Source organism: Nocardia puris (assembly GCF_003315035.1).
Taxonomy (GTDB): Bacteria; Actinomycetota; Actinomycetes; order Mycobacteriales; family Mycobacteriaceae; genus Nocardia; species Nocardia puris.
Genome location: NZ_QNRE01000016.1, coordinates 94078 through 105774, shown reverse-complemented (window position 1 = coordinate 105774; position 11697 = coordinate 94078). Strand labels below are relative to the sequence as shown.

The following is an 11697-nucleotide window of genomic DNA, read 5'->3' as shown; positions in this document are numbered from 1 at the left end:
GCGCGGGTTCCCCGGATGGTTAGTGGCTGTTCGCGAAAAGTATGGGACCAACCCGCTGAGAACCAACTCGAGGTCTTGTTTTTACCGCAGGGAACATACCCCGCCGCGTGGGTTCCGGCAATCCGGACTGTCCCGTTCGACAATTCCCTAATATGGCCACGCAGAACAAGATTCGGTCGAAATCTCAACCAACCCAGCGACCGGAAACCGCGAGCGCCGATGAAAGTCGCTGGTCATCGGTGGTGCTTCGGCGTGTCGTCGGCCGGACGGCGACGTGGCGTGTCGCACGCCCCTCTCAGTCGGCTCTCAGTCGGTGCGGTCAGACTGTTGTCATGCGCATTCTGGTAGTCGACGACGATCGCGCCGTCCGGGAATCGCTGCGCCGGTCGCTGACCTTCAACGGCTACTCCGTCGATCTCGCCGTGGACGGTGTGGACGCCCTGGAGAAAGCCGCCGCGCAGCGCCCCGACGCGCTGGTGCTGGATGTGATGATGCCGCGCCTGGACGGCCTCGAGGTTTGCCGGCGGTTGCGCAGCACCGGTGACGATCTTCCGATTCTGGTTTTGACGGCGCGGGATTCGGTTTCCGAAAGAGTTGCCGGGCTCGACGCCGGTGCCGACGATTATCTGCCGAAACCATTCGCGCTCGAAGAATTGCTGGCGCGGCTGCGCGCCCTGCTGCGCCGCCGGGCCCCCGACCAGGGCGACACGTCGGAGGCCATGCGGTTCGCCGATCTGTCGCTGGACCCGGTCACCCGCGAGGTGGCCCGCGACGGCCGCTCGATCAGCCTGACCCGCACCGAGTTCTCGCTGCTCGAGATGCTGATGGCCAACCCGCGCCGCGTGCTCACCCGCAGCCGCATCCTCGAAGAGGTCTGGGGCTACGACTTTCCCACCTCCGGCAACGCGCTCGAGGTCTACATCGGCTACCTGCGCCGCAAGACCGAGGCCGAGGGCGAGCCGCGTCTCATCCACACCGTGCGCGGCGTCGGCTACGTGCTGCGCGAGACTCCGCCGTAGGCGCCGGTGATGGCACGAGGTTCCACCCGCCCGCACAAGATCGCCCCGGTCGGCAGGCCCGATCCGGCCGAGATGCGCCCGCCCATGCCGCTCACCCGGTCGGTGTCGCTGCGCTGGCGCGTCACCCTGCTCGCGGCGTCGGTGGTGGCGATCGCGGTGGCGCTCACCTCGATCGCCGCGTACGCGATGGTGGCGCGCGCGCTCTACGCCGACGTCGACGCACAGTTGCGGGCGCGCGCGTCGACGATGATCAACAACAATTTCGAGAGCATGGGCTTCCAGTCGATCATCCTGGCCGGCCTGTTCTCCAACGACGTGGGCGTCGCGCTGATATTCGCCGACCACAAGCCCTACATCCCGCCGCAGCACACCGATCCGCCGCTGGGGGAGGAGGAGCTCGCCGTCGCCGACGGCACGCTGCCCTCCTCGCTGCGCACCGTGCGCAACCAGCGGGTGCTGGCGGTGCGCACGAACTCCGGTGCCACGCTGGTCATCTCGCAGCGCCTGGAACCCACCAGGGAAGTGCTCGACCGGCTGGCCTGGCTGCTGTTCGTGGTCGGCGGCTGCGGCGTGGTGCTGGCCGCGGCGGCGGGCACGGCGGTCGGGCGCACCGGGCTGCGGCCCATCGCCCGGCTCACCGCCGCCACCGAACGCGTCGCCCGCACCGACGACCTCACCCCGATCCCGGTCACCGGCGACGACGAACTCGCCAGGCTCACCGAGAGTTTCAACACCATGCTGCGGGCGCTGGCCGAATCACGCGACCGGCAGCGCCGTCTCGTCGCCGACGCGGGCCACGAACTGCGCACGCCGCTCACCTCGCTGCGCACCAATATGGAACTGCTCATCGCCTCCGGCAGGCCCGGCGCGCCGCGCATCCCCGAGGAGGACATGGCCGAGCTGCGCGCCGACGTGGTGGCCCAGATCGAGGAGCTGTCGACCCTGGTCGGCGATCTGGTCGACCTGGCCCGCGAGGACGCGCCGGAGACCGTGTACGACCGGATCGATCTCGGCGAGGTCACCGAGCGCGCGCTGGAGCGGGCGCGGCGGCGGCGCGGTTCCGTCGAGTTCGTCGCCGAGCTGCGCCCGTGGTTCGTCTACGGGCACGAGGCCGGGCTGGAACGGGCGGTGCTCAACGTCCTGGACAACGCGGCCAAATGGAGTTCGCCCGGCACCACGGTGCGGGTCACCATGCGCGAGGCCGGGCGCGGACTGCTGGAACTGGCCGTCGACGACGCCGGGCCCGGTATTCCGGCCGCGGAGCGGGAGCTGGTGTTCGAGCGGTTCTACCGCACCACCGCCTCGCGCTCCATGCCCGGATCGGGGCTGGGCCTGGCGATCGTCAAGCAGGTCGTGACCAAACACGGCGGCACCATCAGCATCGATACCTCGGAGCGCGGCGGCGCCCTGATCCGTATCGTGTTACCCGGTGAGGGCGACGGTGCGTCCGCCGCTCAGCTCTCGGAAAACTGATAGCACGGTCTCAGTCGGCTCTAAGCCGTCGTCGGCACGCTGGTCGGCAGACGTGAGGAGAACACCCATGACCGAGGATTTCCAGGAACGCCGCGGGGAACACTCGGCGCCCGGCCATCCGCCGACCGAGCGGATCCCGGCCGATCAGTCCGCGTGGCACCCACAGCAGCCCGCGGAGTACGGCGCGCCGGGCTACCCGCCGCCCGCCTACGCCGCTCCCGCCTTTGCCACGGCCCCCGCCGCACCGCCCGCGCGTAAACCGGTGCGCACCGGTCTCGTCGCGGGCGCGGTTGCGCTGGCGCTGGTGAGCGGCGGTGTGGGCGGCGCGGTCGGTGCGCTGGTCGCCGGGAACGATTCCGGTGGCGCGCCCGTCACCAATGCGCTCGATGCCCCGCGCCCCGGGGTGAATACGGTGGCCAACGCGCCCGCGGGCTCCACCCAGGCGGTGGCGCAGAAGGTGCTGCCCAGCGTCGTGATGATCAAGGTCGCCAGCAACCGCGCCGAGGGCGAGGGCTCGGGCGTGGTGCTCTCCTCCGACGGACTCATCCTCACCAATAACCACGTCGCGGCCGGCGGCGGCGCGAACGCCAGGATGGAAGTGGTGTTCTCCGACGGGAGCAGCGCGACCGCCACCATGGTCGGCGCGGACCCCGTCTCGGACCTCGCGGTGATCAAGGTCGAGGGCAAGACCGGGCTCACCCCCATCGAACTGGGCACCTCGCAGAACCTCCAGGTGGGTCAGCCGGTGGTGGCCATCGGCTCGCCGCTCGGCCTGGCCGGCACCGTCACCACCGGCATCGTGTCGGCGCTCAACCGTCCGGTGTCGACCAGCGGCCAGGGCAGCCAGAACCCCACCACGCAGCCCGTGATCGACGCCATCCAGACCGACGCCGCCATCAACCCCGGCAACTCCGGCGGCGCGCTGGTGGACGGCGAGGGCAAGCTGATCGGCATCAACACCGCCATCGCCACGCTGGGCGCCTCCGAGCTGAGCGGCCAGCAGAGCGGTTCCATCGGCCTCGGGTTCGCGATTCCCGTCGACCAGGCCAGGCGGGTCGCCGACGAGATCATCAAGACCGGCAGCGCCACCTACGCGCAGATCGGCATCAAGGTGCGGCCCCAGGCGGGCGCCGCGCTGGTGCTCGAGGCCGTACCCGACGGACCGGCCGCCCGCGCGGGCATCCCGGCGGGCGCCGTCATCACCAGGCTCGACGACCGTCCCATCGATTCCGGCGAGGCACTCATCGCCGCCGTCCGTTCACGTCAACCGGGAGACAAGGTGCAGATCACCTATACCGACGAACAAGGCAACAATCCGAAGACCGTCGAGGTGACGCTCACCGGCGCGCCCGCGGACGGGGGCCGCTGATGCGACTGTCCGAAGCCGGATTCACCGCTGCCGCCGCCGGACTCCTCGGCGCAGGCGCTACGGTGAGCACCATGGAAATCGATGCTCCTGTGGCAGGGCGAGCACTGGTGGTTGTCGTCGACGATCGGACCGCGCACGGAGGGGTGGACTCGCTGGGCCCGCTGGTCACCGAACTGCTGACCGAGGCGGGTTTCCTGGTGGACGCGTCGGTGTCGGTCCAGGCCGACGAGGTGGAGATCCGCAACGCGCTCAACACCGCGGTCATCGGCGGTGTCGATCTGGTCATCTCGGTCGGCGGCACCGGCATGTCCCCGCGCGATGTGACGCCGGAGGCGACCTCGCAGGTGCTCGACCGTGAACTGCCCGGCATCAGCGAGGCGCTGCGCTCCTCGGGCCGGGTCGCCGGATCGCTGGACGCCGGCCTCTCGCGCGGGCTGGCGGGCATCTCCGGCAGCACCCTCGTGGTGAACCTGCCCGGAACCCGCGCCGCCGTCCGCGACGGGATGGCAACTCTGTCGCCGCTGGCCAGCAAGGTCATCGGCGAACTGTCCGGGTTGGCGGACTGATCGCCACCCCCGGCGAAACTCCCGACGTCCCTCGCGAGGCAACGCGCCGCGCGAGGGACGTCGCGCGTTTGGCGCGCATCTTCGGCGACACGCTGCCCGACACGACCGCCGACGAGCGCGACACCGATCCGCGCGAGAACGGCTCGGGTGACGACTGGCTGCGGTCGCAGGTGCCGCCCCATCACGGATGACCAGTTACTACTGATTCAGTCCGTAGATGACTCGGGAGAAGCGGTGATCTTCCCATTAGCTGGGCGATGAGCCGCGATGTCGGCACGGTCGAATACTGTGCTGGCGCGTAGCGCTCGCTTGGCATTCTTGCGCCGTGAACCGCTCGATTCGACGGTTTCAGATGCGTTCGCCGCCGGTTTATGCACGTCAAGCGATATCAACATCTGTTTTCATGTGATTTACATCACGTTGAACTTTATATTTCTTTGCGTTGCCGAGTCGTTACCCACCGTTTAATCTTCGCCACGAGCCACCCACACCACACGGTCCCTTCGGGCTCGGAAGCGGCACGTACGACGCCGATCCGGCGGAGCCTGGCTCGGCTCCGGGGCCGGCTCACGCTTTGCGCCGAAATAACAACGGGTTACACGTTGGCAACAAACAGGCGACAAACTGAGCTGGGCCTGAGAGGACCACCCGTCCAGCCTCGACGGTCGAGGTTGACTGTTTGAACCTGATGAGGGGAAGTATGAGCGAGAACCGCACCAACGGTTTGCGTCGCGGAGCCCGCGCCGCGGGCGTCGGCGCCGCCGCGGCCGTTGCCATGGGCCTGCTGTCCACCGGCGCCGCCAACGCCGATACCTTCGTGCCGTTGCCGGACGGCGAGAAGATCGGCCCTGGCGTCACCATCACGCGCACCGGGGAGAGCGCTCTCATTTCGCCATCGATGGCCGCCAACGGCGCCGGACGAGTCGTCTGGGTGTCCGGCAAAGCCACCGCCGACGTCACCGTCACCCCCGAGGGCGAGGTGGGTCCCTACAACGGCCCGTCCGGCGCTCCCGGCAGCAACAACTCCTCGACGCACGGTGCTTCGCAGATCAACACCGGCTACATCGTCGGCTGCCAGGTCAGCATCGGTGACGACGCGATCAGCCTGGGCATCTCCGGCGTCATCGATCTCAGCAGCGGTGGCCTCGGCGGCTCGGTCGGCCTGAGCCTGGGCCCGGGTGAGGTCAAGTTCGTGCAGATCAGCGCGAAGGACATCCTCAAGCCCGGCGTCTACTCGATCGAGTACCAGGACGCCGAGATCGAGATCCAGGGTTGCGCGGGTTACGCCCAGGCGCGGGCGTACACCGTCGTCGAGATCATCGGCGACCACTACTCGAAGACCTCCCTCTACGGGGCGCCGTTCAGCATCGGCTGACGTCTGTCGAATCCACCGAACATTCTTCTCGCTGAAGCGAATCAACCCTCGAGGGGTATCAACCAATGAGCATTCGTAAGACCGTGGCGCGGCTCGCCGGTGCCGGCGCCGCCGCGACCATCGCGATGGGCCTGTTCTCCGCCGGCGCCGCCAATGCCGACACCTTCGTGCCGCTGCCCGGCGGCGAAATCACCAAGACGCTGAGCGATGGCACCGTGGTGACCATCCGCATGGTCGGCGAGTCCGCCACCATCAGCCCGTCCATGGGCTCGACCCCGGTCCACCGCAACGCGTGGGTCTCGGGTTCGGCGCAGGTCGAGCTGTCCGGCACCGGCGGCGACGTCGGCGGCGCCATCTTCCCCGGCTACGTCGTGGGCTGCCAGGTCAACATCGCAGGCGGCGGCGTCGACGGCGGTGTCGAGGGCTCGCTCGACTGGAGCGGTGAGACCGTCACCGGCGGCGCTGGTGCCAGCAGCGGCGGCAACCTGTCGCTCGGCCCCGGCCAGGCCACCTCGTTCTACGTCCTCGACCTGGAGCAGGCCGACGATTACGGCAGCGAGTCGCACAAGAAGCGCAACAAGTTCAAGGGCAGCAGCGGCTCGGTCACCTGGGCCGACTCCACCATCGGCCTGTCCGGCTGCGGTGGCTACGCCCAGGCGCGCTCCTTCGTGAGCGTCGAGGTCGAGACCGACAACGTCATCAGCTGGGTCACCCTGTGGGGCCAGCCCTTCAGCCTCGGCTGATGATCGCGGGCTAGCCGCCCGGAGATGATGTGGGAACGGGCCCGTCGCGCGAGCGGCGGGCCCGTTGTCTATCTTCCTATAGTTTCGAACTTCGGGTTAGGCGTACCTCCGCCTTCGCTCCGGCCATGCGCGAGGTTTTTCGGATGGGCTCCGCCCAGCTGCGCCCGATATGCTTGTAGCGGTCGTTCGGAGGGGACAACCCGGACGAACCGAAGGGAGCGGGCCGTCGAACCTCTGCTCGCGGCCCGCTCCCGCTCTCGGATCAGAACTCGTGCTTGCCGCCGCCGCTCTCGCGGCCCTCGGCGAGCAGATCGCGGATCTGGATCAGGATTTCGGTGTCGCTCAACGGTTCTTCCGGCTCGCCGCCGAACCGCTTCTTCAACCGCGTCGCGGGCACCACCAGCACGAAATACAGGATCGCCGCGATGAGCACGAAATTGAGGATCGCCGTGATGATCGGGCCGATCTCCACGAAGGTCGCGGGCTTGTCGGCAACCAGGTAGAAACCGAGGCCGATCTCGTCGCTCCCGCCGAACACGGCCAGCAGTGGATTGATGATGCCGTTGCTGAACGCGGTGACGATCGCGACGAACGCGGTACCGATGACGACCGCTACCGCCAGGTCGACGACGTTTCCGCGGAGCAGAAAATCCTTGAATCCCTTGAGCATTGCCGATCTCTCCTCTTCCCGTGGAGCTGCGGTCACACTCGGCCGAATAATGGCGCCGGGTATCGAGAGATGCTAGTTGACCTTGGTGGTTATTGTCCGGCGAACATATTCGGCGTCGAGGAATTCGGGTGGGCGCGCGTATGTCCGCTCGGTGAACTGAGCGTGGGCGGGTGGTTGGTCAGCCGCTGGTGCCGAGGGGCGGTTCGCTCGGGCCGGCGCCGAAGGATTCGCCGCCGCGTGCGTTTGTGGCGGGTGTCGATGCCGACGGGATGCCGTTCCCGTTCGCGCGGCGCGGGCGCCGCTCCGCTCCTTCATCGCGGAGGTTGTCGGCGAAGATCGATGCCGGTCGGGCCGGGGGCGGTGTCAGGGTCGCGTAGTCGTCGATGATCGATGAGTGGGCCGGTGCCGGGCTGGGCCGGTTCGCTGGAAACGCACGTGGCTGACGGCGGACCTGTGCAGGGGAGACCGTAGCCTCTCGCGCACGATCGACTCGGCGTTCAGGAGGGTTCCCCCGGTGCGCCGAGGTTCGTGCCCGGGCGTGCCGAGCTCAGTCGTTACGAGGAATGCGTAAGGCGTTGATCCACAGCCGGTTCGCCGTGTCGATCAGGGCGTCGAGCGGGGCGGGTTCGGCACCGTCGTAGCCGGTGACGAAATGGGTGTAGGCGAGGCGGCTGACCATCCCCGACAGGGCGCGTGAGGCGAGCATCGGATCGAGTTCGGCGTCGGCGAGCCCGCGTTCCTGCAGGTTCTCGATGCTACGCGCGTTGCGCAGGACGAATGCCTCGGCGCGCCGCCTGCGCAATGCGGCGAATTCAGGGTCGATCGTGGCGACCTGTTCGAGCAACCCCATCAATTTCGCGTTGCGCTGATAGGCGAGGAAATAGGCGCGGTTGCTGGCGGCGATGATCTGCGCCGGGTCCGCGTCCTCGGCCACCCGGGGCATGCCCGGGTGCATCATGTCCTCCTGCGCGACCTCCAGCACCGCGGCGAAGATCTCCTCCTTGCTCGCGAAATAGGTGTAGAAGGTGCCCGCGGAACACTTCGCCGCCTTGGTGATATCGCTGAGCCGCGTGTCGAGATACCCGCGCTTCTCGAAGACCTTCCGCGCCGCGGCCACCAGCGCCGCCCGCGTCCGCAGCCCCCGCTGCGTGCTGGGCAACTCCCGCAACAAGGACGACCGCGCCATCGACGGCGGCGCCTCCTCCTCTTCGACCTGCGGCCCACGAGTCTCCATGCAGCATTTATACGCGAGCGCATCGACAGGGTTCCCGACTCCGACCGTCGAACCGGTGCCGCCGATCAGTCCGGCTGCACCGGAAGCGGGTGGGATCCGACGGGCGGGCGATGCCGGCGATGATGCGTAGTGCGCCCCTCCTCCGCGAGCCGGGCGCTGAACGACACCGAACCGCCTCCTCGCCGACTACCACCCCCGGTTGACCACATGGGTCGATCGATGTCAGCCGGGCCTGGTCGCGAAGCCCGATCACGGACAGGGATGCGAGATAGTGCGGCCGTGCCGGACGGCCGGTCGCTCGTGCCGGATGATCCGGCACGAGCGGCCGGCCGCGTCACGCGACGGCGGTTCCCTCGAGTTCCACCATCTGGCCCGGAATCGCCAGGCGTGTCACCCCGAGCATCGTGGTGGTGGGCGCCACTCCGGCGGCGCCCAGCCGCGCCGCCAGCACGCCGTAGTGCTGGAAGAGCAGGTCGACGTCGGTCGTGTAGACGTTGAGCCGGACGAGATCGGCGACCGACATGCCCGCCTCCCGGAGCACGGCCTCCACGTTGTCGATGCTCAGCGCCAGTTGCGCCGACATATCGCCCTCGTGCTCGGGCTTGCCTTCGCTGTTCATCGCGGTCTGTCCCGAGATGTAGAGGGTCCGGGTCTGCCCGGAGACGACCTCGCCTTGGTTGAACCCCAGCTCCACCGACCAGGTGACCGGATTGACCGCCGTGCGTTCGATGCCCACATCAACTCCATTCGCTCGAGTACGTCCGTCGATCGGGTCGTCGACGTCGTGCCGATGAGCTTGCCGACAAATCACGACACCCTGTGTCGTGTATTCGATAGGGTTCTCGTATGCGCGCCGACCGCCTGGTCTCCCTGGTGCTGCTGCTGCGTCAGCGGGGCCGGCTGACGGCGGAGGTCCTGGCCCGCGAGCTGGAGGTGTCCACCCGCACCGTGCTGCGCGATATCGAGGCGTTGTCCGCGGCGGGCGTCCCGGTCTACGCCGAGCGCGGCAGGCACGGCGGTTTCGCGCTGCTGCCCGGCTTCCGCACCGAGCTGACGGGGCTGAATCACGAGGAGGCCCTCGCACTGCTGACCGCCGGTTCGGGGCAGGTGTTCGGTCTCGGCTCGGCACTCGCCTCGGCCATGCGCAAGGTGGTCGACGCGCTGCCCGAAAGTCAGCGCGCCGCCGCCGGTGATGTGGCCCGGCGATTCCTCGTGGAGCCGGAGACCGACCTGCTCGCCCGCCGCCTGCCCGCCGAGGACGTGCCCGGCGACGCGATGGCGGTGGTCCGCCGCGCCGTGGTGGCCGGCCGGAAGCTGCGCATCCACTACACGGCCGTGGACCAGTCGCCGCGCTGGCGCACGGTGGACCCGATCGGCCTGGTCACCGTCCGCGACCAGGGCTACCTGCTGGCCACCAGATCCGGTGCGGATCGCACCTACCGCCTGTCCCGCATCTGCGCCGCCGAAGAACTCCCGGAGCCTGCCCGGCGCCCGGATCGCGTCGACCTGAACCAGATCTGGCGCGAACGCGCCACCCGCTTCCGCACCGGCGGCGACCAGCTCACCGCCCAGCTCCTGCTGAACCCGACCAGACGCGACGAACTTCTCACCACCGTCCTCGCCGTCCTCTCCGAGACCCTGGACCCGACCGGCCGCCTACGTCTCGAAGTCATCTTCCAGGACGCCCGCCACGCCGAATGGGCGCTGTGGCAACTCGGCCCCGACGCCGAAGTTCGTGCCCCGCAAACCCTCCGGGCGGCCTTGCGCGCTCGCGCCCTCGAAATCGCCGACCTGTACGAGGTCCGCTGACAGCCCGACCGGGAAGTCACCGGACCGAGCCCTACACACAACCCGTCCGAGGGCGCCGCGAATCGACCGCGGATGGCCGGCCCGGATCCGCCACGGCCGCCTCGACCGGCGATCGGTTCCGTCCGTGGTAGAAGACGCGTCGCGCCGACGGCGGATCACGCAGTGACATCGCGGCAGGTCACGCACGGTACCTGCCGTAGCTGGCGCAGGCGATGTATGGCGGATCGCGTCCGGCAGTGTCGGCGTATCGCAGCCGGACGTGGCTGCCGGGGATGCTGCGCTCGAGTTCGTCGGCGGTGCCCTCGGCGACGATATGGCCCCGGTCGAAGACCGCGATCTTGCGGCCAGCTGATCGGCTTCCTCGAGGTACCGGGTGATGAGGAAGATGGTCACGCCGTCGGCGGTGAGCACCCGGACGATTTCCCGCATGGTCCGGCGGCCGCGCGGATCGAGCCCGGTGGTCGGTTCGTCGAGGAAACACCTGGTTGCGCGGATTTCCCCAGGGCTGAGCGACGCCAGATCCGCCTGTCGCTCCCGCGCACTTCCCCGCCTGGGAGAAGCGAACTCACCTGCGCGTACGCTCCGATGGGCACCCGCAGGCAGAGTAAGGACTCCTGCCGTTCACGGCGCATTCACCTTTGGACGGTACTCAAGGCCAGGAGCGCTCCGCTCGCCCAAGTACTGCTGATGAGGGATTATTGATGAGGGCACGTCACGCCAAGGCAACTACTGGCATGTGGTCAACCGCGGTCGCGGTGCCACTGGCCACCGCGGTCACCTCGGTCGGCGTCGCATCCGCGACTCCGCCCGATTCGATCACAACCCCTGACCAGATCGCGTACACGGCTCCAGCGGCCGCCCAGCCCATCGCGATCGCCGATGCCGTGACGAGCCCGCAGATCGCAACCACCGTGCTACCTCCGGCCGCCACCGACGCAGCGGCCGCCATTGCCCAGTCGATGGATGTGGCGCCGGTGGCAGCCGCGGCCGCACCGGCCGCCGCCGCACCGGTCAGCGAGCAGGATCAGCAGGTTCCGGCCTACCAGGACGGCGGGCGCGCGGCGATCGATAACGCGGCCGCGATCGGCGCCGGCGTCGGCACGGCAGTCGGTGCGATCGGCGGCGGTGTCGCGGGCATGGCCGCGGGAGCGGCACTAGGCGGCCTCATCGGGCTTTCGCCTGCCTTGACCGTGGTCGGCGCTCCCACTGTCGTCGCGACCGTCCCGGCGGGCGTCATCATCGGCGGCGGTATCGGCTTGGTCGTCGGCGGCGCCGCCGGAGCTACCGCGGGCGCCACGGCTGGCGCCGCCGCCGGTGCAGGTATCGGGGCCGCTGTCGGCTGGGCCTTTCCCTCGAGCGTGCCCCGCGTGCTCTGACCTGCACACTGCGGAATCAAAGGGTTCGGGCGCACCATAACTATGGTGCGCCCGAACCCTTTG

The 11697-nt window shown here is 68.9% G+C and carries 12 protein-coding genes and 1 pseudogene; 9 read left to right on the top strand and 4 right to left on the bottom strand.

The window, feature by feature from the left end; genetic code table 11:
• Positions 1-332: 332 nt before the first annotated feature.
• The 7 genes from DFR74_RS29665 to DFR74_RS29635 all read left to right on the top strand — a co-directional run bounded on the left by DFR74_RS29665 (position 333) and on the right by DFR74_RS29635 (position 6545).
• Positions 333-1019 (top strand): response regulator transcription factor, encoded by a 687-nt coding sequence (locus DFR74_RS29665; protein ID WP_067510733.1) that lies wholly within the window; start codon positions 333-335, stop codon positions 1017-1019.
• 9 nt (positions 1020-1028) lie between these two features.
• Entirely contained in the window at positions 1029-2492 is a 1464-nt protein-coding gene (locus DFR74_RS29660) for a HAMP domain-containing sensor histidine kinase (RefSeq protein ID WP_067510760.1), read from the top strand.
• A gap of 67 nt (positions 2493-2559) precedes the next feature.
• Entirely contained in the window at positions 2560-3861 is a 1302-nt protein-coding gene (locus DFR74_RS29655) for a S1C family serine protease (protein WP_084537807.1), read from the top strand.
• The gene (locus DFR74_RS29650; RefSeq protein ID WP_067510734.1) at positions 3861-4427 is read left to right on the top strand and encodes a MogA/MoaB family molybdenum cofactor biosynthesis protein; all 567 of its coding nucleotides are present in this window, start codon (positions 3861-3863) and stop codon (positions 4425-4427) included. The genes DFR74_RS29655 and DFR74_RS29650 overlap by 1 nt, the downstream gene beginning before the upstream one ends.
• A gap of 68 nt (positions 4428-4495) precedes the next feature.
• Positions 4496-4618 carry a hypothetical protein gene (locus tag DFR74_RS38140; RefSeq protein WP_407675187.1) on the top strand — a complete coding sequence of 41 codons (123 nt, stop codon included), beginning with the start codon at positions 4496-4498 and terminating at the stop codon, positions 4616-4618.
• Between the two features lie 509 nt (positions 4619-5127).
• Positions 5128-5802 (top strand): MspA family porin, encoded by a 675-nt coding sequence (locus DFR74_RS29640; protein WP_067510736.1) that lies wholly within the window; start codon positions 5128-5130, stop codon positions 5800-5802.
• A gap of 65 nt (positions 5803-5867) precedes the next feature.
• The gene (locus DFR74_RS29635) at positions 5868-6545 is read left to right on the top strand and encodes an MspA family porin (protein WP_067510737.1); all 678 of its coding nucleotides are present in this window, start codon (positions 5868-5870) and stop codon (positions 6543-6545) included.
• A gap of 262 nt (positions 6546-6807) precedes the next feature.
• Here DFR74_RS29635 and mscL read toward each other — a convergent pair whose 3' ends face one another.
• The 3 genes from mscL to DFR74_RS29620 all read right to left on the bottom strand — a co-directional run bounded on the left by mscL (position 6808) and on the right by DFR74_RS29620 (position 9179).
• Positions 6808-7215 (bottom strand): large conductance mechanosensitive channel protein MscL, encoded by a 408-nt coding sequence (gene mscL, locus DFR74_RS29630; protein WP_067510738.1) that lies wholly within the window; start codon positions 7213-7215, stop codon positions 6808-6810.
• A gap of 547 nt (positions 7216-7762) precedes the next feature.
• Positions 7763-8449, bottom strand: a complete 687-nt coding sequence (locus DFR74_RS29625; protein ID WP_067510739.1) for a TetR/AcrR family transcriptional regulator — start codon at positions 8447-8449, stop codon at positions 7763-7765.
• A gap of 334 nt (positions 8450-8783) precedes the next feature.
• Positions 8784-9179 carry a RidA family protein gene (locus DFR74_RS29620; RefSeq protein ID WP_067510762.1) on the bottom strand — a complete coding sequence of 132 codons (396 nt, stop codon included), beginning with the start codon at positions 9177-9179 and terminating at the stop codon, positions 8784-8786.
• Between the two features lie 116 nt (positions 9180-9295).
• Here DFR74_RS29620 and DFR74_RS29615 point away from each other — a divergent pair, with 116 nt between their 5' ends.
• Positions 9296-10258, top strand: a complete 963-nt coding sequence (locus DFR74_RS29615; RefSeq protein ID WP_067510740.1) for a helix-turn-helix transcriptional regulator — start codon at positions 9296-9298, stop codon at positions 10256-10258.
• Positions 10259-10487: 229 nt separating this feature from the next.
• Here the strand turns inward: DFR74_RS29615 and DFR74_RS37415 are convergent.
• A pseudogene (locus DFR74_RS37415) lies at positions 10488-10789 on the bottom strand (ABC transporter); the annotation flags it as partial.
• A gap of 224 nt (positions 10790-11013) precedes the next feature.
• Here DFR74_RS37415 and DFR74_RS36320 point away from each other — a divergent pair.
• A complete protein-coding gene (locus tag DFR74_RS36320; RefSeq protein WP_157115844.1) occupies positions 11014-11634 on the top strand; it encodes a hypothetical protein in 621 nt (206 codons plus the stop codon).
• Positions 11635-11697 lie beyond the last annotated feature (63 nt).